This window comes from Glutamicibacter sp. BW77, from assembly GCF_002332285.1.
GTDB classification, from domain to species: domain Bacteria; phylum Actinomycetota; class Actinomycetes; order Actinomycetales; family Micrococcaceae; genus Glutamicibacter; species Glutamicibacter bergerei.
The window spans coordinates 87727-114367 of record NZ_NRGT01000062.1 but is presented as its reverse complement, the minus strand read 5'-3'; the positions used below and the strand labels follow the sequence as shown (position 1 = coordinate 114367).

Annotated in this window: 15 protein-coding genes and 2 pseudogenes; 9 read left to right on the top strand and 8 right to left on the bottom strand. The window is 53.5% G+C overall.

Features of this window, described 5'->3' with window-relative positions:
• Nucleotides 1-73: 73 nt before the first annotated feature.
• A pseudogene (locus CIK74_RS10625) lies at nucleotides 74-394 on the top strand (IS481 family transposase); the annotation flags it as partial.
• Nucleotides 395-443: 49 nt separating this feature from the next.
• On the opposite strand, the pseudogene CIK74_RS10620 reads toward CIK74_RS10625, so the two are convergent.
• A pseudogene (locus CIK74_RS10620) lies at nucleotides 444-1490 on the bottom strand (IS110 family transposase).
• A 132-nt stretch (nucleotides 1491-1622) separates the two neighbouring features.
• On the opposite strand from CIK74_RS10620, the gene CIK74_RS10615 reads away from it, so the two are divergent.
• The gene (locus CIK74_RS10615) at nucleotides 1623-2978 is read left to right on the top strand and encodes an IS256 family transposase (RefSeq protein WP_240520526.1); all 1356 of its coding nucleotides are present in this window, start codon (nucleotides 1623-1625) and stop codon (nucleotides 2976-2978) included.
• A gap of 145 nt (nucleotides 2979-3123) precedes the next feature.
• Here the strand turns inward: CIK74_RS10615 and serA are convergent, their stop codons facing one another.
• Nucleotides 3124-4719: a phosphoglycerate dehydrogenase gene (gene serA / locus CIK74_RS10610; protein ID WP_096256178.1), complete on the bottom strand. Its 1596-nt coding sequence runs from the start codon at nucleotides 4717-4719 to the stop codon at nucleotides 3124-3126.
• Nucleotides 4720-5134: 415 nt separating this feature from the next.
• Nucleotides 5135-6358, bottom strand: a complete 1224-nt coding sequence (locus tag CIK74_RS10605) for a phenylacetate--CoA ligase family protein (protein ID WP_096256177.1) — start codon at nucleotides 6356-6358, stop codon at nucleotides 5135-5137.
• 509 nt (nucleotides 6359-6867) lie between these two features.
• Between CIK74_RS10605 and CIK74_RS10600 the strand changes: the two genes are divergently transcribed.
• Together CIK74_RS10600 and CIK74_RS10595 are read left to right on the top strand one after the other, a co-directional pair.
• Nucleotides 6868-9336: a right-handed parallel beta-helix repeat-containing protein gene (locus CIK74_RS10600; RefSeq protein ID WP_096256176.1), complete on the top strand. Its 2469-nt coding sequence runs from the start codon at nucleotides 6868-6870 to the stop codon at nucleotides 9334-9336.
• Nucleotides 9337-9366: 30 nt separating this feature from the next.
• Nucleotides 9367-10518 carry a glycosyltransferase family 4 protein gene (locus CIK74_RS10595; RefSeq protein WP_096256175.1) on the top strand — a complete coding sequence of 384 codons (1152 nt, stop codon included), beginning with the start codon at nucleotides 9367-9369 and terminating at the stop codon, nucleotides 10516-10518.
• On the opposite strand, the gene CIK74_RS10590 is transcribed toward CIK74_RS10595, so the two are convergent.
• On the bottom strand, nucleotides 10473-11711 hold the full coding sequence (locus CIK74_RS10590) for a hypothetical protein (protein WP_096256174.1): 1239 nt from the start codon (nucleotides 11709-11711) through the stop codon (nucleotides 10473-10475). The two genes, CIK74_RS10595 and CIK74_RS10590, sit on opposite strands and share 46 nt — an antisense overlap.
• 49 nt (nucleotides 11712-11760) lie before the next feature.
• Nucleotides 11761-13191 carry a polysaccharide biosynthesis tyrosine autokinase gene (locus CIK74_RS10585; protein WP_096256173.1) on the bottom strand — a complete coding sequence of 477 codons (1431 nt, stop codon included), beginning with the start codon at nucleotides 13189-13191 and terminating at the stop codon, nucleotides 11761-11763.
• A gap of 127 nt (nucleotides 13192-13318) precedes the next feature.
• On the opposite strand from CIK74_RS10585, the gene CIK74_RS10580 reads away from it, so the two are divergent.
• Nucleotides 13319-13891 (top strand): hypothetical protein, encoded by a 573-nt coding sequence (locus CIK74_RS10580; protein ID WP_096256172.1) that lies wholly within the window; start codon nucleotides 13319-13321, stop codon nucleotides 13889-13891.
• Nucleotide 13892: 1 nt separating this feature from the next.
• Here the strand turns inward: CIK74_RS10580 and CIK74_RS10575 are convergent, their stop codons facing one another.
• Nucleotides 13893-14810 (bottom strand): glycosyltransferase family 2 protein, encoded by a 918-nt coding sequence (locus CIK74_RS10575; protein ID WP_170947843.1) that lies wholly within the window; start codon nucleotides 14808-14810, stop codon nucleotides 13893-13895.
• A 70-nt stretch (nucleotides 14811-14880) separates the two neighbouring features.
• On the opposite strand from CIK74_RS10575, the gene CIK74_RS10570 reads away from it, so the two are divergent.
• From CIK74_RS10570 to CIK74_RS10555, 4 genes are all read left to right on the top strand, one after another.
• Nucleotides 14881-15900 (top strand): glycosyl transferase, encoded by a 1020-nt coding sequence (locus CIK74_RS10570; protein WP_096256170.1) that lies wholly within the window; start codon nucleotides 14881-14883, stop codon nucleotides 15898-15900.
• The gene (locus CIK74_RS10565; protein WP_096256169.1) at nucleotides 15897-16910 is read left to right on the top strand and encodes a glycosyltransferase family 2 protein; all 1014 of its coding nucleotides are present in this window, start codon (nucleotides 15897-15899) and stop codon (nucleotides 16908-16910) included. Before CIK74_RS10570 ends, CIK74_RS10565 begins: the two co-directional genes overlap by 4 nt.
• A gap of 260 nt (nucleotides 16911-17170) precedes the next feature.
• The gene (locus CIK74_RS10560; RefSeq protein ID WP_170947842.1) at nucleotides 17171-18016 is read left to right on the top strand and encodes a glycosyltransferase; all 846 of its coding nucleotides are present in this window, start codon (nucleotides 17171-17173) and stop codon (nucleotides 18014-18016) included.
• Between the two features lie 3 nt (nucleotides 18017-18019).
• Nucleotides 18020-19342, top strand: coding sequence for an oligosaccharide flippase family protein (locus tag CIK74_RS10555; protein ID WP_096256167.1), 1323 nt, complete (start codon nucleotides 18020-18022; stop codon nucleotides 19340-19342).
• A gap of 107 nt (nucleotides 19343-19449) precedes the next feature.
• On the opposite strand, the gene CIK74_RS10550 is transcribed toward CIK74_RS10555, so the two are convergent.
• Entirely contained in the window at nucleotides 19450-20508 is a 1059-nt protein-coding gene (locus CIK74_RS10550) for an acyltransferase (protein WP_096256166.1), read from the bottom strand.
• 25 nt (nucleotides 20509-20533) lie between these two features.
• On the bottom strand, nucleotides 20534-26641 hold the full coding sequence (locus CIK74_RS10545; RefSeq protein WP_096256165.1) for a PKD domain-containing protein: 6108 nt from the start codon (nucleotides 26639-26641) through the stop codon (nucleotides 20534-20536).

Sequence of the window (26641 nt, the reverse complement as noted above, 5' to 3'; positions counted from 1 at the left end):
TGAACAGCATAGGACCGTGCTAACGCGAGCAGCATGAGCTAGATCACGTGTCCACTAATTGCGGGGAACCTCAACGGATCAACGCGATGATGTGATCCAGATTCGACGGACGAATCCGCAGATCTATTTTCGTGGCCGTGTTTTCAAGGTGCCAGCTCACCTGATCGGTGAATACCAGCTGGTCTTGAGCAAGGATGCTTATACGCTTTACAGCACTGTTGATGGTGAGCAATCACTGTCATTTCCGTTACCGGTCAGGCTGCATTCCAGTGCGCGTTTGGTGCCGTTGTGGCAGGTGTATGGAGCCCTGATCAGGGATCCCAAGCCGGACTGGACTCAGAAGCGGATCGAGTATGAGGACATCTACTATTCGTCTGAAGATGCCGTTTCCTAGCTAAGGAGATTCGTTGCGCACGGTGTCAGTGACCCTTCTATGACTACTGTCAAGCCATAAGAACCTCCAACTTCCGATAGATGCTGCGGGCGATATAGCGCTTGAGGATCCGTTTGATTTCTTACGGACTCAAGCCTTCAGCCGTACGTTTCTCAACATAGCGTTTCGTCGCGGCGTCATGCCCCATCCGCGTCCGCGCGACCACGTCCAACGCCTTGTTCAATTGCCGATCTCCATGACGGTTCAGGCGATGGCGTTCATGGTTTCCCGACGAAGCCTGCAACGGAGCAACACCAGCCAGAGCGGCAAACGCGGCTTCAGAATGAACACGCCCACGGTGAGAATAAGCCATGAGAATCCACGCTGTAGTCACAGGCCCTAAGCCGAAGTCCTGCTGCAGTCCCGGGGCGAGTTGCTCATCGAGCTCAGACATAGCTCGGCTGTTCTCCTTCAGCATCTGGTCAGCGGCCAGGACGCTTGCCGCCAGGAATTTCGCTTCATCCCGGGCGAACTTTTGCTCGATCGTGTCAGCTTCATGCTCTCTCCACCTGCTGATCTGCTTGATCTGGGCTGCGCTCAATGGCTTTCGCGCATCAATTCCCAGGTCGTAGGTACGCATGAGCGCTGAGAGCGAGTTACGGTTCACGGTTCGTTGGGCATCGATCCGTGCGCGGCTAGCCGAGAGGATGCTCAGGGCCGCTCTGGCACCTTCATCACGTGGTTGCAGCAGCTTGGTGATGTCTTTCGGTAGCAAACTCAGGGCTGCGTCGGTCGCGTCGATTTGGTCTGATTTCCCACGGTCGGCTTGGTCTTTTCTTCGTGGCGGTTTCGCCTCGACGACTGCTACCTGGTGCTCGGTCAGGGCGTGGGTGATCGTCGCTCCGTAGGATCGGGTGCCTTCGACTGCGGCGATGCAATGCACTTGGGTATTGCCCCGGATCCAGGCGATGGCCCTGTTCATCCCCGGGGCAGTGACGGGGAAGGTTTGGCAGGCTTTCCTGCTGCCGGTACGCGTGTTGATAATCGCGTAGGTGTGGGTTCGTGCGTGAGTATCGATTCCGATGACGTAATCGTATTTATCTGCAACGATGGTCATGTCAAGCCCCGGGTTTGGTAGAGGCTCCTTATCGAGCCTGTCAGATGGATTGTGTAAGACCCCTAGTCAATCGATAGAAAGAGACTAGGAAAACACAGCATGACCATCCAGAAAGACCAGGCAGAGCACCCCATGGAAAACGCATCCGATATCGCCGAGAAGTTCGCTGCCTTGGGGTCCATGGACGCCGTGAAGGAATCCGGGGCCTTTGACGAGCTCATGGGATTCATCGACCGCGGTGAAATCCAGCTCGACGGCAAAGATGGCTTCATCCAGCAGATCATCCGCGCCGGCCTGGAACGCGGGCTGAAATCCGAGCTGAGCAGCCACCTGGGCTACGACAAAGGCGACGGACACGCCCGGTTCGCCCCGAACTCCCGCAACGGCTCCTACCCGAAAACCGTATCCACGGTGGCCGGCGATATCGACCTGAAGATCCCGCGGGACCGGGCCGGAACGTTCGTCCCAACCCTGGTGCCCAAGGGCTCACGCCGCACCGGCGGCCTGGATGAAATGATCATTTCCCTCTACGCCGGCGGCATGACCGTCAGGGATATCGCCTACCACCTAGAAACCACCGTCGGCACCCAGCTGTCCCACGACACGATCTCCAAGATCACCGACGAAGTCCTCGACGAGGTCGCTGCTTGGCAGGAACGCCCGCTGGAAGAGTTCTACCCGATCCTCTACCTGGATGCGATTGTCATCAAGGTCCGCGACGGGCACCAGGTGCGGAACAAAGCCGCGCATATGGCCATCGGCGTCACCGTGGAAGGCATCAAGCACGTGCTGGGCCTGTGGGTCACCGAGAATGAAGGGGCGAAGTTCTGGGCGCAAGTCTGCGCGCAGCTGGCTAACCGGGGTGTGAAGGATGTCCTGATTGCCTGCTGTGACGGCCTGACCGGTTTCCCCGAAGCGATCGAAGCGACCTGGTCGCGGGCCACGGTGCAGACCTGTGTGGTGCACTTGATCCGGGCTGCGAACCGGTTCGTGTCCTATACCGATCGTCGTGCGGTCAGCGCCCAGTTGAAGAGCATTTACACGGCTCCGAGCATTGAATCCGCGTGCAAGGCGTTGGATGATTTCGAAGCGTCCCAGCTGGGCCAGAAATATCCGTCAGCGGTGGCGACATGGCGCAACGCGTGGGAGCGCTTCACCCCGTTCTTGGAGTTCCCTCCGGAGCTGCGCAAGGTCATTTACACGACCAATGCGATCGAATCAATGAACTACCAGTTGCGCAAGGTCACCAAGTCCCGGGGCCATTTCCCGTCGGACGTGGCCGCGGTGAAGATGCTCTGGTTGGCGATCTGCAATATCGAGGACAAGCGGGCCCGGGAGCGAGCCAAAGACGCGCAGAAGAAGGGGCGGACCCCGCGGGCCGGAGCCGGTTCACACCTGGTTGAAGGGGCCGGGACGAACGGCTGGAAGCAAGCGTTGCAGCAGTTGGCTATGGCTTACCCTGAACGTATTGAGCCGTATTTGAAGTAATTGTTACGAAGCCCTGAATAGCGGACGTGACTAGGGGCTTACACAAACTATCTGACAGGCTCTAATTTGGGACTTACGCCAACTTTAATCCACGAAAGTGCCCAGCATAGAATTATGCTGGGCACTTGTGAAGGAAGTTTATTAGCTATTCAGCCAAGTTAATCTCTCGTGCGACGCTAGCACCAATCGCAGCACCAACGACATCCAGAACGCCCTGTGGCAACGCCGAATCAATATTGATGACCGCCAAGGCTTCCGACTTCTTTTCATCACGCGAAACCTGCATGCCTGCAATATTGATGCCCTGCTCCCCGAGCACATTGCCCAGTGACCCGACAACGCCAGGACGGTCAGCGTAGCGAACAATGATCATGTGATCCGTGATGGGGATTTCGATCTCGTGGCCGTTGATGCCGACGAGCTTTTCGATCTGCTTTGGTCCGGTCAAGGTTCCGGCAACAGCAAGCTGGGTACCTTCGTTGGTGGCGCCCTTGATGGTTAGCTGGTTGCGGTACTCAGGCGAGTCTGCGGTGGTGACCAAACGGGTAGCCACACCACGTTGCTCGGCAAGCACCGGAGCGTTGACGTATGAGACCTGGTCCGAGACAACGTCCATGAAGACGCCCTTCAGGGCGGAGAGCTCAAGTGCCTTTACATCAAGGGATGCAATCTCGCCGGCAACAACTACGTCGATGCTGGTCAATGAGCCGGAAGTCAGTGCGTTGAAGATACGGCCGAGCTTCTCGATCAGCGGGATGCCTGGGCGGACGTTCTCGTCAATGACACCACCGGCAACGTTGACGGCGTCTGGCACTAGTTCGCCGGCCAGTGCGAGGCGGACCGACTTAGCGACAGATACGCCAGCCTTCTCCTGGGCCTCATCGGTGGACGCGCCTAGGTGCGGGGTGACGGTGACATTCTCGAATTCGAAGAATGGCAGGTCGGTGCTTGGCTCGGTCACGAAGACGTCAATGCCGGCACCGGCGATCTCTTCATTCTTCAATGCTTCATACAGCGCGTCCTGATCTACCAGGCCACCACGGGCCACATTGATTACGTAGGCGCTCTTCTTCATCTTGCCGAAGGCTTCCTTGCCCAGCATGCCCAGAGTCTCTGGAGTCTTTGGCATGTGGATGGTGACGAAGTCAGCCTGCGCCAGCAGTTCATCCAGGGTCACCAAGGTGACGCCCAGCTGGGAGGCACGAGCAGGGGTGACATATGGGTCATAGGCAATGACATCCATGCCGAAACCCTGCAGGCGCGCGGCAACCAAGGCACCGATACGGCCCAAGCCAATGATGCCGGCCTTCTTCTCAAACAGTTCAATACCGGTGAACGAGCTGCGCTTCCAAGCGCCGCTCTTCAGCGAAGCGTTGGCTGCCGGGATGCGGCGGGCCAGGGACACAATGTGGCCCACGGTCAGTTCCGCTGCCGAGATGATGTTTGAAGTTGGAGCGTTGACCACCATGACGCCGGCCTGAGTGGCTGACTTGATGTCAACGTTATCCAGGCCTACGCCGGCACGAGCGATCACCTTCAGGTTCTTCGCGGCGGCGATGGCCTCGGCATCAACCTGGGTGGCGGAGCGCACCAGAATGGCGTCTACGTCTGCGATTGCTTCGAGCAGCTGGGAGCGGTCCGCTCCGTCTGTCTGACGAATTTCAAAGTCGGGACCGAGCGCAGCCACAGTTGCTGGGGATAGTTGTTCGGCCAGAAGTACGATTGGCTTGTTGTCAGACACGGGTGTGGCACCTTTGCGATTTCATTGGGCTGATGCGGGCATCGCAAGTAGCTGTTCAGCGCTACTCACCATTCCAGAGTAGCGCTATGCATCCCCCGCTTCCCCCAGATTTTGCGCATGTTACGTAGAGAAAATCAGACTTTGTGAAAACTTTCACTTAGTCGTTAGGATAACAGGGAGCCTAAATTTCGAAGTTCAAACTACACAGTTGGACACTAACTTCTACCTGAGACAGACACTCTTGGACCCCAAAAGTGTTTCGTCAGTGAAAGCACGCAATTTCCACGCTGTTCAACTACCGTTGTGCCGAGAACGCGACACACAAGAAAGTTTAACGGGGCTGGCAGCTCGAATGGCAATTCAGAATCAAGCATTCCCACTCGCTGGAGCCAGGGGCCCCTCAACTTTAATTCAACTAAGCATCAGAGCTGATGTAGCTGATCTTGCCACCAACGTGAGCTATCGAATCCACTAGATCAACCTGGATGGGCACTTCATGTTTCAGCAAACCATCCAATTTATCCGAAATTGCCTGAACAACTCTTTGAGACTCGGCACCAGGACGAAGAACCAGCCGTACATCCACAGACTTATCGCTCTTTTGATGTATCTGAAATTGTCGGACCGATTCAATATGCTCCTCGCATAGTTGCGTGAGACCCTCAGCGGCAATAACCACCCCACTGGGTAGTTTCAAGTTGTCCGAGGTACGCCCCACGACTGACCGGATCCGAGGGAATGGTCTGCCACACCGACACGCTTCCTCTATAACGGAGCTCTGATCACCCAGCCGGTACCGGATTAAAGGGAAGACTCGATTGGTGAGGTCGCTGGCGATAGTCTGGCCAACGCTAGCAGGGCGGTCGTCATTGCCAACGATTTCGACCGTACGCAATGGCTCTAGGATATGGAGCCCATCCTGCTCTTGGCATTCACCCGCCATCCAGGGGATCTCTGCGCTTCGGTAGTGGTCATAGCATGGAGCTCCGAGCAGGCTAGAAATTTCCTCGCGCGTTCCCATATGCAGCGGTGCAGCTGTAGTAGCAATTGCCTGCGGCGCCGGTAGGTCGTAGCCCAGCTGTCCCAATCGCCTGGAAACTTCGAGCACTGCACCAACATAGCCGATCACGACAGAAGGTGGAGTTTTGAGCCACTGTTGAGCAAAGGCTTCAACAGATTCTTCAGTTAGCGAGTAGGCATCGATCTGGAAGCGCCGAGTCGGCCACCACAGTATTTCGCGTACCTTGGAAGTGGACACGCCTTTAACTTGACGACGTATCTCCGCAAAGTGACCGTGCTGCGGCACATCCCACCAGCTAAATAGCTGCCACTCCAGAGCGCGAGCAGGGAACCTAAGATCTCGAAGCAATTTAAGAGGTTCGCCCGTACTTCCACCTGTACGCGAAATTACGCTATTGCGCTCAGTGCGTTCAGTCGAAATAAACTTGTCAAAATTTTCCCGGACGTGCGTCTTTTCCAAAATAGGAAGTTCGGTAAATGCAGCAGGATCATCGAAGCTAGATATCTGGAACCCATGATCCCGATAAAACTCTTGATAAAAGGGAACATTCTGAATTGCAAATCTAGCTTGCTCCGAGCATCGCTTGGCAGTTTCAACGCTAAGTTCCCCTGCTGTCATTGCTTCAGCCCTACGAAGTTCGCTTTCCGTCTTTGTGCTCGCTCGAAATAGAGTGCTTCGCCGTATCTGGTGAATGGACGCGCTCAAGCTTTTATTGTTCAAAACACCCCCCCCCCCCCCCCAAAAAGATTATGTCCCCGATCACATTTTAGCTCGAATTGGGCAGTGGCGGAACATCTAAGGTCAGTTATTTTAGTACCTACTTATACTCCTACTCCCCGCGTAAATAGTACGCTATTGGGACATTTTGAAGTGAATTCCCTCACATAATTAGAGTTTTACACGCTTGGGCAGTTGCGCGGTAACTCCCATCGGAGCTTAGGCATCCCCGCTTCAACATGCATTTCGTTATTCAATCGTTATCATTTACGGTGCTTTTCCAGCTTTGCAGACATAGAACTTAATGGCTCCAGCGTTGCTACATTGGCCAGGTGGCTATTTGATATCCACTTGGCTAAATCATTATTTCGAATGCCACCACTCGCTTAGTCTTCCCCAAAGGAGAACCTTTGTCTTCGTCCGTCAATAAGATTCCTCGCTTCCGTAGCGTCCGTAGATACGGGACTTTGGCCCTCGCCGCCGCCGTGCTTAGCGCGGGCTTAACTGCCCTTGATGCACCGGCTACTACTGCGGCCCAGGCTACGGCTAACGACAGCTTCGCCCGCACAACTTCAAATGGCTGGGGTACCGCAACCTCCGGTGGACCCTACAGCACCTGGCATTCTTCAAATACCAAAATGTCTGTAAACAACGGCCAAGCAAGAATCACAGGACTTGTAGCAGGTGGTTCTTCAGTAGCCACACTAAAGTCAGTTACTTCAACTGACGTCGCTGCTCAGGGCGATATTACCTTTACCAAGCTCCCATCGTCCAAGACCACCGTCTACGCCGCATTAGAAGTACGACGGCAGTCAGATGACTCCAGCTACCGCGGCCGGATTATTGGCAAGACTGATTCAAACGCCACCCTGCAGCTCAGCCGCACCAATAAGGGCAAAGAAACCCATTTGGGATCGTTTACCTTGCCGTTCAAGGTCAAAACCGGCGAGCAGGTTCGCCTGGAACTCAAAGCCACCGGAACCACCCAGGTCGAGCTCTCAGCCCGTGCTTGGGTAGTCGGCCAGAAAACGCCGGCGTGGCAATTGAGCAAAACTGATAAATCTAGTGATCGGATAAAGGCCTCAGGCAACTTTGGCTTCTGGACATTTGCTTCGGGCAATAATCCCGGGGCAGTTGATCTGGCAGTGGATAACCTGAGCCTTGCACCAGCAGCAGCGTCCCAACCAGAAGTAACTGCGCCTGAAACAAGCAAGCCTGAACCGATTACTCCCCCAGTAATCAACAGCTCACGCGGGGCGGGAACCCTTGGCAGCGCGAACTACGCTGTTCCGTCAAATGCTATTTATGTTGCTAGTAATGTTTCGGGAACTCAGTCCGGAACCAAGGCGGCGCCTCTTGGGTCATTGCAGAAGGCAATTGACACCTCAAAAAACGGACAGACAATCGTTCTGCGTGGAGGAACCTATCACCAGTCCGCAACTGTTCCCTACGGCAAGGACAACCTGACTATCCAAAATTACCCGGGCGAAAAAGTCTGGTTGGATGGAACTAAAGCGGTAACCAACTGGAAAAAGTCAGGCTCTACTTGGGTCGCTTCGGGCTGGACTTCATCGTTTTCTAACAAGCTGCTCAACGTCGCGAATAACACTCGATTCGTAGATCCAAAGAACCCGTTGGCAGCGCATCCTGACATGCTCTTCGTGAATGGCAAACAACTCAAGCAGGTAGCAAATGCGGCATCAGTAGTTCCCGGTACCTTTGCCGTGAACTACGCAACCGATCAACTGATTCTCGGTGATGATCCAACCAACAAATCAGTCACTGCCAGTGCCCTAGGCCAAGCCATGAGCATCGTAGGGAAAAACGCCACCGTGCAGGGCTTCGGCATTCGAGGCTATGCCACCGCCTATGACAGCGAACGTGCTGCCCTGCAGATGCAAAATATTGGTGCAACGGTACGGAACATACAGATCATTGACAACGCGATGACTGGATTGGCCGTTCAAAACAATGACAGCACCATTGACAATGTCACTGCTACGGGCAATGGCATGTTGGGTATCTCCGTGAACTCTGCCTACAATTCCGCGGTAACCGATACCATAGCTTCGAACAATAACGTTGAAAAGTTCAAGCCTCAGCCCGTAGCCGGTGGTATCAAAGTCACCCGTTCGCGTGGCATGACCTTGGATAACCTCGAAATTAACCGCAACACCGGAATGGGCCTATGGCTGGACGAATCGGTATACGACTTCACCGTGACCAATGTTCAGGCCAACAACAACACCAGTGTCGGTATCGAAGCTGAACTGTCCAGTAAAGGCATCATCGCGAACAATGAGGCGTTGAACAACAAGACCGGCATTCTGCTCTTTGACACGGGTAACGTGAAGATCTACAACAATAATCTCGGCGGCAACTCATTGATGGGACTGCAGCTTTCGCAGGATGAACGTCGTCAGTCCAACAAGAGTTTTGCCGGTCAAGATCCACGTCGCCCAGTACCAGATTCGACCGTCCCTTGGCTGACACAGAATATCGAAGTTGCGAACAATATCTTCGACAAGTCCGGTTCGTTCCAGTTCTACACACTGGACAAGGCCACCGGAATTTCAGCGGACAAGATGAAAATCACCATTAAGGGCAACCTGTTCAGCGCCCGCCCGACTACTTCTACCGCAACTATGGTTGCTTGGGGTGGATCCGACAATAAGAAGCTATACCGCTATGAGTCCCCTTCAGCCTTGAGCAGCGCGAAGAACTCTACTTGGAAGAATCATCAGACTTCCACGGCTAAGTTGATTGGTTCTATGTCAGCAGATCGCACCCAAGCCAATTCAATGGCGACTCCGTTGCCAACGGACGTTGCCAAAGCTATTGGCTCCACTGCGGGTAAGAAGGTCGTAGGAAAGCACTAAGCTGGTCTCCCTTCATGTAATGATGGTGCAATGAGCACCGCACACAATTCTCGCACCATCTTGGTAGCCCACCCGAGCCCCGAACTATATGGGTCTGACCGTGTTCTCATCGAGAGCGTGGCCAGCCTTGTAGCTCGGGGCCATCGCGTTGTACTGGTATTGCCCAAGCAGGGGCCTTTGGTTGTGGCCGTTGAAGAGACCGGTGCGACTGTTGAGTTACTGGCTACCCCGGTCTTGCGCAAATCGCTCCTACGTCCAAAGGCCTTCTTAGGATTCGTGGGCGAGTCATTCCAGGCACTTATCTCTGGGTCAAAATTGGTCAGGAATTTGCGACCTTCGGCGGTGGTGGTAAACACCGCCACTATCCCGCTGTGGATCTTAATTTCACGGATGCACGGTATTCGTTCGCTTTTGCACATTCATGAATCAGAAAGAGATTCTCCTCGCCTACTACGAGTCGCTTTAGCGCTGCCTGCGGCATTGACTAACAAAGTGGTGCTCAACAGCCAGTACAGCACCGATTCTCTGCTGCAAGTAGCACCTTGGCTGAAGCGTAAGACCACCATCATCTACAACGGGGTACCAGGCCCGGAACTTGCTTCTGTTCCACGGCAGGATCTCTCAGATCCAGTAAACGTTCTATTTGTGGGGCGTCTGTCTGAACGTAAAGGCGCGCACACCGCCGTGGCAGCCATCAAGAAATTGCAGGAACAAGGTGTTAATGTTCGTCTGCAGTTTCTTGGTGCAGTTTTTGAAGGCTACGAATGGTTTGAAGAACAACTCCGTGTTCAAGTTCAAGCCCTCCCACATCCAGAGCATGTCACCTTCTTAGGTTTCCAGTCCTCAGTCTGGCCACATTATGAGAACTGCGACATTGCGTTAGTTCCATCCACCATTGACGAACCATTTGGAAATACCGCTGTAGAAGCTGTACTGGCAGAACGTCCAGTTGTGGTTTCACGCGTGGGCGGTCTGCCGGAGGCTGTGCACGGTTTGGACTGTGCAGTACTCGTTCAACCGGATAACCCTGGAGCCCTAGCTAAAGGAATCCAGCAGATCATCAATAATTGGCCACAGTTCAAAGAGGCAGCCGGAAAATCTCGTGAACTGGCAGTGGTACGGTACGACACCAAAACTTATGGGGCATCATTTGCCCACGAAGTTGAAGCAATCCTGCCCTGAACCTGGTTTTCTTGCTTCCGCAGATTGAATATAAGCCCCACGGCTAGTCCTAGCGTGGGCAAGGCAGAGTAGAAGGGGCTGAAGAGCAAATTCCAGAGTGTATAAATTGCAAGGAAAATTACCAGCGCGGTAGCAGTTCGTGACACCACGTTTTGCAGTATCCACAGCACACAAGCCATCCCAAGAAGGAATGCAAGGATCAGCCCAGCAAAGCCCAAGGTCACCCATAAGTCCGCAGCGAGGGAATGCAACTCGAACTGGTGGCCAAACATAAACCGTTCAACGTAGCCGTTATCTGGATTGTAACCAATACTCGCCATACCTTCTTTGGCCACCATGATATCTGATAGCTCCGGCACGACGCCCATACCGTATCCCATGGGACGATATGCGAATAACGAGAATGTCGCCATCATTTCCGGGCGACCGCCCAGAATCAGCGACCCCGACATCGCCAGTTGCATCTCAGAACGTTGTTGCGCAGCCTGACCTAATAAACCTTCAAGAGCCATGGAGGTGCCGATGTTGTAAATCGCTGTAATAACCAAGCTCAGCGTCACCGCGGAACGTAGCAGGGAATTTCGTAGGCTCTTGCCCTTCGGCAACAGTTGCCAAAGGGCAAGAACAATAACGACAAGCAAGGTCCCAAACATGGAACGTGAGTCAAAGAGCAACGCCATCAGTGCCATAGTTCCAAGCACGCCCAACTCGACAAACTGTCCCAGTTTGCCATACTTTGCGCGTATCCCCGCAGCTAAAGCCAGCGCTATGATTGTCAATGGTGTGGCAAGCGCAAACTTCCAAAAATTCTCCGCAGCCAATCCTTTGGTTGAAATGCTCGTGAGCATTCCCAAACCAAAGACTAACCCTAGAACCCAACTCGGAAAGATCCTGCGTGCCCAGAGCAACACCATGACGATCAGCAGGTAACCAATAAATAGAGCTATGGCACCAATCAGCGTTGCGCGTGAAACTACATGGTCAACCGTGGCATATGAGCCAAGCCATAACCCGTTGCAAAGACAAAGGATGCTAAGTACTACGAATCCCGTGCCGTACCGGTATCTGCGGAATTCCACAATCCATAGTGGTATCAGGACTAATGCGAAAAGGTATCCCGGAGTCGTATTGAAGTTCAGAATCTCCCGGTTGCCCAGCAAAAATACGCTGACCAGCATCAAGGCTCCGGTCATCTGACGTCCTGGATAGGAATCATCCCACCGTTTTTGCCGGAATAACGGACTATTGGTGAGCCGGTGACTGTTCATCTATTTCGAGGTTCTGTGAAGTATCGCGCGAGCGCTTTGTGAATCCAATTTTCGAGCTTTTGCGGTCCGGAATTCTTGCAGCATAGCTATACCGTTCGGCCTTGATGTTCACTTTGACCCCGTTTAGCACGATCCCGCACAGCGTTGCTTTGACACCTTCTAAGCTTTCCATTGCATTACGCAGGTGCTTGGCTTTAGTTTTCCCGGCACGGGCAACCAAAAGTGCGCTGGAGACATGTCGAACCAACGCCAGAGTGTCAGATACAGGTAATAAGGGTGCCGCATCGACGATTACATAGTCGAAACGCACGGAGCTTTCTTGGATGATATCGCCCATCGCGTTACTGCTAAGGAGCTCAGCCGGGTTCGGCGCCATACGCCCGGCTGGCAAAACGCTAATTGGACCCCACGAAACAATCGCTTCCGAAAGTTCCGCTTTTCCACTCAAGACAGTGGTTAAGCCATACTGCCCATCAATGCCGCAGACGGTTGCAACCGTTGGCCTACGTAAGTCAGCATCAATGACAAGAACCTTCTTACGATTTTCGGACAGTGCAATGGCCAGATTCATGGCCAGGCTGCTCTTGCCTTCAGCTGGAAGTGCCGAGGTAACTACAACTGAAGTCACCGGATTATCTGGACTGACGAATTGCAGGTTGGCCGCCAGCCGCCGATAAGATTCGGAAACTAAATCATGCGGTGTTCTGCGCATAGAGATTCCAGTACTGCGTGGGTCTCGTTTAGGTACGAGTCCCAGGATCGGCTTCTCACTCAAACGAGTCAGATCACGCTCGCTGCGTACCCTAGTATCAATAACAGAACGTAGCAGCGCGTACAGTACGCCAACGAACAGTCCGCCAGCCAGACCAGTCGCAGTAAGCAATTTAGTATTCGGTGCGCTCTGGAATTTTGGGATTACTGCAACCCCCACTGGTTTCATTTCAATCGCAGGCAGTCCTGAGGCTTGCTTCGGAGCTAGCGCTTTAGCCTGAACCGCAAGTTCTGCTGCCACCGCATTAGCAAGATCCGCAGCTTGCTTCGGACTTCCCGCTGAAGCACGAATATTGATGAGAACCGTGTTGAGTGGAGTGTTCACCGAAACGCGGTTACGCAAACTCGCAACCGAACCGGTCAAGTTCAATTCATCCATCACTGGTTCCAAAACCAACGGCATGGTAGCTAATTGAGCATAGGACTGCATCAGGTTCTGGGTAAAGTTGCTTCCCTGAACCAGTTCGCTAGTGCTTTCACCCGAGCTCGCAGAAACGAAAACACTAGAAGTCGCACTATAGGTTGGTGGTGTCATTTTCCCGACACCAAAACCGATTCCTCCCCCAAGGACCGCAACTATTACAATCAAAAGCCAGTGGCGTTTGAGCGCCATCAAATATTCTGGCAGTTCCATAACATCGTCCTCCCCCAGTTCAGATGTCTATAGCAGATGCTACCCTGATCTGTGAGCAGTGTGGGCTATTAAGCACAATCGAATTTCATTCGGCTCGTAACTTACCTATCCAGAAGGTGGAGAGTCAGTGACTCAAATCATAATTGTTTGCCATGCCAATGTCTGCCGTTCTCCATTAGCTGCTGCGATTCTGCGATCCGCATTCCCAATAGAAGGTGAAGTTCACGTTCTCAGCGCCGGCATTGAAGCTATCGAGGGCCAACAGATGTGCTCGCTAGCGAACAAACAGCTCGGTGAGCTCGGCTCGAACGATCACCGTTCCCTACTTTTAAAAGATCGCTTGATCCGCACGAGTGATCTGATCCTAACCATGGGTCCAGAACAAAGTGCGCTTTTGGCAGCACGCTGGCCACAATCCCGAGAGCGCATCTACAGCCTGGTGCAGGCCGCCACGTCCGCTCAAAGCGCGCGAGAGCAGGGCCAACTGACCTCAGACCAATGGGGAGAGCGGCTTCCCCAGGTGCTCCATTCATTCCGTGGGCTATCTTCAGTACCTGCACTAAGGGATCCACGCCGGTTCCGGACTTCGTTCTTAGAACCGGGGCGTATCCCAGATGGACACGGGCTCCCCCGCGTTGGTCACCAGCGTGTACTGCAGTACGTCGCTCAATACACAAGAATTCTTGCCAACGTTCGTTAGGCTAAAACTTTCGCATTCCTCGCGAATCTCGCCATCCATCTAGTAGTCCACGAGTCAGCGCTCTCCAGGGGGCCAAAGAATGCAAGAGCTGACGCCTACCGCCACGCATGATCACTTCCCAAGCAGCCGGAATTGATCGAAAGAACCAGCCTCGACGCTTGCTCGCTGACAGCCACTTGCGCGCAAACAACATTCTGTTGCGGATGTTGTAGTAGTAATACAACTCTGACTTTGCCCGTGTTGATTCAGCCTGTTGTGTACCACCTTCATCATGGATAACTCTGATATCCGAGGCAAAGTGAAGTTGCGCTCCGATCTGTTCTGCCCGAAACGAGAAATCCACGTCTTCCCAGTACAAGAAATAGTCATCGTCAAAACCACCGATGCGATCCCATAAATTTTGGCTAAATGCTAGGCAAGCGCCGGTGAACCATTGACGATATTCTCCCTCTGGTCTGCGCCGAGCTGAGCTTGCACCGAGGGTCTGTCCCGTTTCCATGTCTAGCAATGCGCCTGCAAAGAATACTTTGCCCGCCGTATCTTCAATGCGCGGACATACGAGCGTCATTCCTTCTGCCCGGACAAGGTCACACATGGACGACAAGGCTTTGGCTCCGATAATGGCATCCGGGTTAATCAACACGACTGTCTCTGGCATAAAGTTTTTGGCATGTTCAACTCCTAGATTCACACCCCCACCAAAGCCCAAGTTATTATCGCTTTCGACGAGTGTCCAATGCTGTTGACCGCACAGATTCCGGATATTTTGGCGTTCTGTAGCAGAACTAAAATTATCGACGACGACAATTTTCACTGTGCTGCTTTTCGTATCCAATCCGGAAAAATTACGTTCAATCAGGGAATGAGAACCGTAATTGACGATCACAATCACGCATTCAGCAGAAACAATTTCAGTCATGTTCGGTAGCCTAACGATATTTGCGCTATCGTAAAGTACATTACTAGTGATCGATTCTTTGGGGGGAATCATGATCGTATTGCAGGGCTTTCCGCCCAATCGTGCGACTACAAATCCGTATCTGATTATGCTGGCCGAAAGTCTGCGTGCTCTGCCGCAGGTTGAAGTGCTCAACTTTACGTGGAAAACAGCGTTTACTGGTAAATTCGATGTTTATCACACGCATTGGCCAGAAAACTTAGGTACCGGCAGCAACAAAATTAAATCAGTCGCACGTCAACTGTTAACTCTTGCCTTTCTGTTGCGCTTACGAATTACCAGAGTTCCAATTGTGCGCACCGTCCACAATCTTGAGCGTCCTACGGGGCTAAGCTGGACGCAAAGACGACTTCTAGATCTCATAGATGCGCAAACTTCGGTGCGAGTTCGTCTCAATGCCCATACGCCCATTCCGCCACATGCCGCGGTACAACTTATCCCCCACGGACACTACATTCAGTGGTTTAGCAAATATTCACTGCCCGAAACTATTCCAGGGCGCCTCGCTTTTGCTGGATTGGTCCGCCGCTATAAGGGCATTGAAACCTTGCTCTCGGCGTTTGTTGACTTAGCAGATAGTCAGTTGACTTTGAGCATTAGTGGACGTCCGACTTCGAGGGATCTTGAGGAAGAAATCCGCTATGCGGCCGGGCGCGATGCGCGAGTAAGGCTATTTTTAGAATTTCAATCCGAGGAAGACTTTGCGCGCAGGATCGCTGAATCAGAATTGGTGATTTTGCCTTATCATCTGATGCATAATTCTGGCGGAACGTTCGCAGCCTTATCACTGAACCGACCGGTACTTATTCCAGATAATCAAATCAATCGTGAGCTGTCTGAAGAAGTCGGTCTGGGATGGATCCATTTATTCCAAGGTGAGCTAACCGACACGCACATCAGCACCGCGTTATCAGCAATACGGAACAACCCACCAGCTTCACCGCCAGATCTCTCTGCTCGTTCGTGGGATGCCGCTGGAGAGCGCCATCAGACCGCCTATCTTCACGGCTTGGGAAACAAAAGCAAACGCGCGCGAAAGACTTCAGCATGACCGCCAACTCACCCTCGCACCGACAGCAAAATCCAATTCAGGTAACTATTGCAGTGCTCACATTTCACCGTCCGGAACAGCTTCGGCTAACCGTCAAAGCACTTTTGGCTCAGATCGATTCGGCACCGGACTACAACAGCCGGCGTTTCCAAACCACCATTCAGGTAGTTGATAACGCAGCAAAAGCCGAGGCTGAAGATATCGTGCTCCTAGATGAAAGCCGGGTTTCGTATCATCATGAGCCTCTTCCAGGCATCTCCGCAGCGCGTAACAGGGCTATCGAAGAAGCCGGGCAAGCTCGCATACTCATTTTTGTGGATGATGACATCATACCTGAGCCACAGTGGCTGGAGCTTCTACTAGCTCTGTGGGAGCGAAGCGGTTGTGAGGCAGCACTTGGGCATGTGATTTCCGTGCTGCCAGATGATGTAGACCAATGGATTATCGCCGGCGGTTTCTTCAACCGACCAGAGCGCCCCACCGGCACAATCATTCCTGCAGCAGCAAGCAATAATCTATTACTAGACATGGAATTTGTCCGTCTTCATCGGCTACGTTTCAGTCAATCACTGGGTCAGATTGGCGGCGAAGATTCTCTCTTCACCAAGCAGCTAGTCCAAAAGGGTGGGATCATTCGCTGGTGCAATGAATCCAAATCTATGGATCCAGTGCCGGCTGATAGAGCAACTCGTCAGTGGGTCAGGCTTCGTCAGGTACGCGTTGGGAATTCTGAAGCCCTGGTGGCTTTGATGCTTTCAACATCGCCAGGAACAATTCTGACTCGAACAAAGTATCTCTTCGGTGGAATCGCCCGAATTGGTGTCGGCGCACTTGGCGCAATTAGAGGTCGGCTGAGTCGAAATATCACCAGAGAAGCCTCCAGCGCGAAGCTCTTGTACCGCGGATTAGGCCACACGGTAGGATCCTTTGGTTACGCCTACCACGAGTACGCTCGCGACCAAAAAGCCATTCGCAAGGTGTCTTTGTCTCCACGAGACGAGGTCGCGTAATGGTATGGCAGGAATTGCGGTTGGCCACTGAGGCGATTAATCACTGCAACGGTCGCGTCAAAATTTATCAGACACTGCGAACTGCCCACTTGGAGCGGGCCGAACACTTCGCGCCAGCCGTCTATCTTTATCAGCAGCACCGCTACGATTTCGATCCAAGACTGTCAGCACAATTACCTGTGTTCCGCTTCAATCCCTGGCTAACAGCGTTGTTATTGTTTCGTTCTAAGGTGTCGGTTCTCGAAGTTAATGAGCCTTTAATGCGCGAAGGTCTGTTCGGTAGTCTTTTGGCAGTTTCGGCTTCAACATGGCGCAAGAGTTCCCAAGTACAAGTAGTGAGCTACGCGCTGGAGAACTTAGATCCATTTACTCGGCCCGCTCCACGCATACGTTCTAAGCTCCGTGCCCGTTTGGACTTCTCGTTGGCTAAACGTCTGTCGCGTTCGTTGGACAGGTTGTGCTTTGGTACTAGTGGTTCCAAAAAGCTTTATCACGAGCTAATGCCATTCGCAGTTACTACCCAGCAGACCCTCATCGAGGCGTTGCCAGCTTCCTGCGTATGCCCAACGGAACCCGTAAATGGAGAACCAAGAATAATTTTCATTGGGGATTTCAGCGTGCGTAAGGGCGTCGATGCCATTTTGAATGCCTGGCCACTAGTGGCCGCACAAATTCCCGATGCCAAGCTAACCATTATTGGTAAGGGCACCTTGGCTCCAGAAGTACGCGAACTTGCGGAAAAGGATCCTCGGGTATCCGTCTTCTACGATCCTCCAAGGCGGACCATACACCAGCAACTTCGCCGGGCACATGCACTGGTACTTCCTTCGCGCCGTACCCCTCGGTGGCGTGAACAAGTTGGACTTCCAATCGTGGAGGGTTTGGCCCACGGCTGCCGAATAATTTCCAGCGACGAAACGGGGCTTGCTCCATGGCTGAAATGCCATGACCATTTGGTGGTACCCCATGAAAGCATCGATACGGAGCTACCCACGGCATTGATTATTGCGCTCCGGGAAGCACAAAGCTGGACACCGGCAACCATCGACCTACCGTCAATCGATGGACGCCTAGCGGCCGATATCTGGATGCATCAAGGGGCCTGACACATGTGGCGAATTATGGGCAATACTGCTCTAGCCAAGCTTCTCGTGATGGGCTTGGGCGGGCTTCTTGCCGTCATCACCGGTCGGATTATCATCCAAAACTTCGGCGTCGATGCATACGCCCAGTACGGATTGTTGGCTACGCTACCGGCTCTCTTACCATTTGCTGATTTAGGCGTCGGCGCCGTAGTCATTAACGCCATCTCGGCTTCAAAGGATCCGCGCAAGGATGATAACGTGACCGCTTCGGTGGTCTCGGCACTCCGTATCCTCTGTGTATCTGGCGCTTTGATCGCGGCACTAGGTGTCCTGCTGTTGCTTACCGGCGGTTGGAAGCTGCTTCTGGGTGGGGCGGTATTGGGTTGGCAAGGAGAACTCGCAGCGACCTTGTGTGCCGTGATCTTTGGCCTTTCTTTGCCTCTGAGTATTGGACAGCGATTGCTCATTGGCCTTAAGCGAACCACTAGCCAAACGATGAGCCAGGCAGTTGTTGCACCATTCATGCTTGGTGCAATTGCCCTCTGCGTCTTGTTAGCTCTGCCTGCAGCCCCGTATCTGGCCTTCTTTTCCTACCTGGCCATGGTTTTGGTTTCGGTGATTTGTTTGTTCATGGTCTCCGGTAGTACCGGTGGGATGATTTGGGAGTACTTCCGGCGTGTTCCACGCTTGCGCAAGTACCCCAGCATTCCAACGATGGGGCTCGCATGGCCGATGCTTTTGCAAATGATCGCGTTACCCGTAGCCATGCAAACGGACAGAATCTTGCTAAGCCACTTGCGTGGTCCACAAGACGTGGCACAGTACAATCTTGCGGCCCAGCTTTTTGGCATGGCTATTCAGGTTATCAATGCAGGCGGAATGGTTCTCTGGCCGCATTTCTCCAAAGCGCGCGCAGACGGAGAAATTCGCTCACCGTTTAAGATTACGGGACTGTTTTTCGCGTTTGGATTGATCATCTCAGCGGCGTTAGCTGTAATCGCGCCGTGGCTCGCTCACTTCATGTCTGATGGAAAGATACAACTAACCAGCGGATTATTGTTGGCCTTCGTCTTGTTCACGACGTTTCAGGCAACCAAATACCCGGTAGGCATGTACATGACCGATTTTGAGGGACTGCGTTTTCAAGTGCTCCCGATTTTCTGCATGGTTCCCCTCAATCTAGGTCTTTCCATATATCTAATTGGGTTCTACGGACCTACCGGTACAGTCCTTGGATCCTGTATTTCAGTGCTATTGTGCCAGATTGTGCCCAATATGTTCTACGTCCGCAAGGATCTGCAACGTCGTCGTTCTAAAGTTCATTCAGAAAGCACAATGTCCGATTAGCCCGCATAGGATCCTCGCCACACGCTGGTCTTTAGCAATGTTCTAGTTTTGCTTGTGGTCGGACCTCCCGCTTGTGACCGCTCAGGGGGCATCGATGCCTAGATCAATTACGCGCGGTGATTCTTAGTACCGGGTCGAAACGGAGCTTCGAAAAGGAAGTTGAGTCCACACTTCGTAAATACCGTGAAGAGAAGCAGGCTCGCTGCTACCACCGCAGTGGTCAGACTAACAGGGAAGAGTACGTTCCACGCCGTACTGCCTGTGCTGCTCAGATAAGCATCAGTCCACAGAGTTTCAGAGGCCCAAAGCCATAGGTACAGCATCGGGGCATGCAAAACGTATATTGGCAGAGTTCTACGGCCCAAGGCGCTCAGCGGTTTGCTGATAGCTCGGGAGCGACAGATAAAAATGACAACCCATAGGCCTAATGCTGCACTGGCGACCTTGAAGACTAGCCGCAAACTCACTGCAAGGATTTCCCACGGCACTCGACCCGCCGTATACAGGGCACAAACGGCGGTGACGCACAGTAGCACCGGATGCCACCAACGCACCCATGAAGCAGCGCTAAATAAGAGGCGTGAACCGTAGACTCCGAGGACAAAGAACATCATATTCTCTGGGATCTTGGTCCAAAGCCCATCCAACGGCGAGACAACAACGGCTATTGACCCCAGGACAGATACAGGCAAAACTACCGCAACTGGCACAGTACGTAGCAAGCCTAACACCACGGTGTAAACGACCAATGCAAAAATATACCAAAGTGTGGTGTCCGGAATAAACAACTGACGAACAAGTTGACCGACGCTATGAAAAGCGTGCGGAACCTGGATTTGAATCACGATGAAGATCAGAAAATATACCAACAGCCACAGCGCATAAAAATAATAGTTGGTCGCTATCGAATACCGTAACTTCGGGTCTCCTGATCCATTCCTTATTTTTTTCGAGACCAGCATGCCTGATAACAGCAAGAGCAACGGAATTCTGATACTACCGAGAATCTCACCTTGGCGCTCCCAGAGCTTCTGGATTGGGTTTGAATGCTGGCCGGCACCTGGTAGATACACCCAAATAACCACGTGAAAAAGTACAATGGCCAGCACTGAAAGCCCGCGGGCCGCATCAATCCAACCGATGCGGTCCGCTGGCTTCGTGCTCATTTAGCCTCCCGGCTGTGGTGATTTGTCATTGCTGTTGGTGCACGTTCAGGCTGTGGTACTGGATCCCCATCGGACCATTACCCATCGAACCCGACATGTAATTAGAGACCCCAACCCCACCAGGAACCTGCATCCCAGCGAAACTATCAGTCGCCGTTACCTGCCACCCCGAAGGCTCAGCACTACCTTCCTTCCAAGCCTTAGCAGCCAACACCGTCGGGGCAGTCCCCGAAACATCCAACTTCAAATTCAGGACATCCCCCGGAACAAAACCAATTGAACCCAAAGTCACCACCGCAAGAGTCGTCTCCGAACCCTGCACCCGCTGAAGGAACAACTGCATCCCACCACTGAGCGACTTATAATACTTCAACTGGTAATCACCAACTGAACCAACCGAACGGCCAATCACGGTACCAAACATACCGCCAGCGTCCTGAGGCCGATCAATCGAAATCTGAACCTTCGTCGTACTCTGCGTACTAGCCACAGAATTCAAATCCGCACGCACCGTACGCCCAGCAGGAACACTGAACTTACCAACCCCGTCACTAACCGAAGTACGCGAAGACGAATACGAATTCATGCTCCAAGCACCACCAACATCAGCAGTACCCCAACCAGAACCAACAGACCGCTCAAACTCATCAACAGCCAATACTCCACCAGCGCCAGGCTCCTGAACCGCTACCTGTCGAGTAACAACCGAAGTCGCCCCAGCGTCATCAGTCACCGTCAACGAAATCGTATAAGTCCCCGACTGCGCATACGAGTGACTCACTGAAACACCCTCAGCCACCGCAGAACCATCACCAAAGTCCCACGCATAAGACTGAATAGTCCCATCCGGATCACTCGAACCAGACCCATCAACCGAAACCGACAACCCATCAGCCTCAACCTCAAATACAGCCACCGGTTCGGCGTTCTGTGGCGCGGTTTCAACATCTATGACCTGACTGATCACCGCGGTGGCACCCAGGTTATCGGTGACGGTTAGGGTCACGGTGTAGCTGCCGGCCTGTGCATATTCATGCTCAGCGGTTGCTCCAGCACTAGTTACCAGCTCGCTTTGGTCTCCAAAGTCCCAGGAGTAATTCGCGATCGTGCCATCAGAGTCAGTTGATCCGCTAGCGTCAACGCTCAGCGTAAGCCCCTGAGCTTCGCCATTGAATTGTGCAGCTGGCGGCTGGTTGACAGCATCCGTTTGTACGGTGATCGTGGCCACGGCTTGTCCGGTCGCGTCCTGATCATCGGTGACTACAAGGGTGACTGTATAGTCCCCCGGCTCCGCATATTCATGGGTGATCGCCGGGTTCTGGGTACTGGCATGTGAAGTACCGTCTCCAAAGTCCCATTCATAGCTGACAATGTTTCCATCAGTATCGGTGGAGGCAGAAGCATCAAACTCGATCTGCTGCCCCGTACCTGTGCTGGTGAATTGCGCGACCGGCGCTTGGTTTGGCGCGGTTTCCTGTACGGTTACGGCAACCGACATTTCACCGATCCCACCAGCGTCATCCGTTACCGTGAGCTTGACCGTGTAGGTTCCAGCCTCAGCGTACGTGTGCTCAGCCGTTGGGTTATTGCCACTTACTGGGGCACTTCCATCTCCGAAGGTCCAGCTGTAGTCAACAACCTGTCCATCGGTGTCAGTTGATGCAGAAGCATCAACTTCAATCTTGAGTTCGTCAGCTTCGAAGCTAAATGCCGCTTCGGGTGCCACGTTCTCAGGAATATGAATGACGTTGACTGTCGTCGTTGCTTCGCTAGTGTGTCCGGCAGGATCAGTCACCGTCAACTTGATGGTGTACTCACCGGCGAGCGCATACACGTGGCTTGCAGAACTCTCGCTGCCTTCCACAGTTTCGCTACCGTCACCGAAGTCCCAGCTATAGGTCAGCGATCCATCTTCTGGGTCAGCTGATTGTGATGCATCAACCTCAACTTTCAAGTCATTGGTCGCCGCGGTGAAGCTTGCAACCGGTGGCTGATTTCCGTTGACTTCCAGTTCTTGCGTGGTGGTTGCGCTGGCGCCGAGATTATCTATCACGGTCAGGCTAACAGTGTAGTTTCCTGCCTGCGCGTACTCATGCGTGGCTATGGCCTCGGTACCCGTAACTGCTGGGGTGCCGTCGCCAAAGTCCCACTGGTAACTTTCGATTGTGCCATCGGTATCTTGCGAAGGTGAGGCATCGAATTGCACATTAAGGAATTCAACTGCTGCGGTGAATGCTGCCGTTGGTGCCTCATTTGGTGGCAGCTCCTGAACAGTAATTTCAGAAGTACTCAGCGCACTGTCCCCATCATCATCACCGATGGTGAGAGTCACCTCGTAGGTTCCTGCTTCGGCGTACTCATGCGTTGACGTTGCCTGGGTGCCTTCCACTACTTGACTGCCATCGCCAAAGTCCCAGCGGTAACTAACAATGTCACCATCTGGATCATTCGATCCACTGGCGTCAACCTGCAGCGCTAGTCCATGAGCGTTGGTGGTGAAGCTTGCCCGCGGTGGCTGATTAGCCACCACGGTCAGTTCTTCTTGATGTTCTGAAACAGCCCCATCATTGTCGGTAACGCTCAGGGTGACCGTATAGGTACCGGATGCAGCATATTGGTGAGCTGCACTTGTTTCGGTACCTTCAACTGGTGTGCTCCCATCCCCAAAGTTCCAAGCGTAGGACAGGATGTCCCCGTCAGGATCTTGGGAATCACTACCGTCAAATTCGAGATTAAGGTGATCAGCGATGTAGCCGAAGCCGGCGGTAGGTAACTGGTTTGCTACTACCTGCACTTCTTTAGACATCACGGATTTGGCTCCCCGGTCATCGGTGATGCTCAGGGTTACGGTGTAGCTTCCGGATTCCGCGTAAATATGCGAAGCCGTAGGCTCGGTACCGTTCACAGGGGTATTGCCATCACCAAAGTCCCAGTTGTAGGCGGAAATGGTTCCGTCCGCATCACTGGAGGCGCTGGCATCAACGTTCACCTCCAGCTTGGCAACGCTGGATTCGAAGTCAGCCACCGGCAACTGGTTAGGGGTTTTACCCGATCCCAGGGTGTAGTGTGCCTGCACCGTTTGAGCCGAGAGCGCTGTGGAATAGACCGCAGCTTCATCGATCTCCCCGGTGAATGAGCCCCCGTTATCCCAGACCGAGTCGGTGCCTACCCGCCAATGGCCTTCATAGGATGAGGCTGTCGACTTGTCGTTGGAGGCAACGAGTACACCATCTAGGTAAAGGCTCATGCCCTCACCGGATTGGGTGGCAACCATATGGTGCCATTGCCCGTCGTTGTAGCTTCCAGGACTGGTGAGTTTCACCTGTTCGTTGTCCCATACGCCGAAGCTCACCTTGCCATCTGCTTGCAGGTATGCATGCCGGTCATAGGTGCTGGAGGTACCCTCAGCAGCTGAGCCGAAGCCAATCAGGCGTCCGCCTTCACTGCTGTTGTTCTTGAACCAGACTTCGCTGGAGTAGGTTGCTGGTGCCGGTGCCTTGGCCGTAGCCGTAATATACCCGCTATTTCCGAGCTGAATTGCTGGATCGCTGAGTCCTACTAGTGCGCCGTTAGCACCGCGGTTAAATTCGCCACGGTAGATACCGTCGTTCCAGTTACCGGTACGGTCAATTGCGGTTGCCCCCGTAGTTTCGTTCATCCGCCAGAAGACTTCGGCTGCATCCTCGTAGACGCGCTTGCCATAGGCATCGGCTGGGATGCTGAAGCCAGCTGGTGGGTAACCGGCGATACGGTAGTGTGCCTGTACCTGTTGGGCACTGAGCACGTTCTCGTAGATCGCTACTTCATCGATGCTTCCGCTGAGGTAGCTGCTAGATGGTGAGGCCGGCCAGCCGCTGGTGTTGTCTCCACCGACTCGCCAGTATCCGGTAAAGGATTCACCGGTGGTGGTGTCGGTTCGCTCTGCTTGGAGCTGACCATCTACGTACAGTTTCATTCCGTCAGTGCCCATGCTGGCCACCACGTGATGCCACTGATCATCGTTGTAAGAACCGGTGGTATTGACGGTCCGGGCTTCACCCGGGTACGCACCGAAGTAGATCTGTCCATTATTGGCCATGTAAATATGGCGGTCATAGGACGAGGAGTTTCCAGTGTTGGAGCGACCGAACCCTACAATCTTGCCGCCACGGTTAGTACCCGTTTTGATCCAGACTTCCGCGGTGAAGGTATTTGGTGCAGGAATTGCAGTGGTGGAACTACCGTAGCCGGAGGTTCCACCATTGAATCCGGTGGCCGTATCGACATCACCAGTGATTGCTCCGGCAATTCCATTGCTGGTTCCGGTGGCTAGCTGCAGGTCGTCAGCTCCGGCCCAGTTGGGCACGGTCCGGCCACTGGTTTGGCCCATACGCCAATAGTTGCTGGCTCCATCGCCCCAGACGCCAAGTGCATAGTCACTCACTGAACCTTCAGAAGACACGGTGATACTGACCGATTCGGAGCGAGCGATGTTGCCCATTCCATCTTTGACGAACACTCGGTAGTTGTGCGAGCTTCCCGGTTCAAGCCCAACATCCAGATAAGACAGTGAGCCGAGCTTCCAGAATCTAGAGGCATGGGTCACTGAGTAGACCGGTGTTGTCAGGTTGCCGTCGCGGTAAACCTCATAGGTGAGGTTCTCATTGTCCATGTCCCAGGTGACCGGCCAGGAAACACGTACGGCTCCTGACGCAATAGAATCCAGGGTTGGATTTAGCGCACTGCCCTGCAGGGCCGGGCCGCGCTTATTCGGTGCTTTATCCTTGACGGCAAAGCGAACCAAGCCTTGTTGCGCACTTCCGTTGACTCGGGGGAATTCTCCACCCATGACCACATATTCATCATTGCCGGTGACCGCCCACGGGGCCTGTGATTGACCGGTAAAAGTGCCTACATCGAACTTTGGATGCCACGCCAGCATTGACGGGTGAGGATTACCAGCGAAGTTGAAGTACCCGTGTGGGTCACGAGTAATAGTGCCCGTAGGATCTAGACCAAATGCTAGAGCGTGGTTAAAGGTCCACGGATTGGTCTGCGGGAAGCCGTCGATGTTGCCACAATAGTGCGCATGGCTTGCGGTATAGACCGCTTCAGCCCCGGCATAAACGCCGTAGGTATCACCATGGCAGTCTTCAATCCACTTAGTTTCTCCGGTGTCCCAATTGGTGGCGAAGGTTCCTTCAAAGTTTCCGTCCGCGCCGCCAAAGTGATAGCCAACGCCGTAAAACACATCATCGCGGGAGTCGAAGTGCAACATCGATGCACGGGTACCGGCGTTACGGATCAGCGCGTTCGTGGCAAATGGGAGTAGCTCTCCGACACCATCCGCGCTCAACAGTGCCATACCCCAGCCGGGGTTAGTTGAACCGTTAACAGCTTTGAAGTTACCGCCAACAACGATCTTGCTTCCGTCGTCCTTGATTTCCATGGCGAGCACATCACCACCATCGGTGAGTACAGGATTCCACGGCAGGATGCTTGCGTTTGAAGCGGTCACCGCGGCCAGCTTGGTACGTGAGACCGAGCCAACGTTGTTAAACCAACCGCCCATGTAGACACGATCCGTAGTCGCCGCCAGAGCATAGACCCGCGAACCAACTTTCGGATCCCATGAAGGTATCAATGCACCGGTTGTTGGATTCAGAGCTGCGACGAAGCGCTGGTTCTGGCCGTTGACAGTGGTAAACGCGCCGCCAACGTAGACCCGGGAACCGTCTGGTGAAATAGCGATGGCTTTAGCCTGGCCGTTCAGGTTCGCGTTGAACTGTTGTTTCAGTTCACCGGTCTGTAGGTCAAAAGCCAAAATATTATTGCGGGTCACTGTCTGGGTTCCCGGTGCGGCCCCTGCCGGGCGAGCGGTGGTGAAATTACCCACTGCATAGACCGTATTACCGTAGATAGCTTGTTGCCAAACCACGCCGTCAATCTGAACGGTAGGCAAAGCGTCAGCGCTAACCGTCGGTGGGCTTTGCGGGGCTGTTGGATCTAGCGGGTTTGTATCTGCGGCTGCCGGTACTATGCCGGCGAGCCCGAAGGTCAAGACAATGGCCAGGCTAGAAATTATCGCCAGCACGGAGCGTGAGATGCTCCGAGAACGCCTCTGCGTGGTGGCGCCGAAAGTTGTTTTCATCAT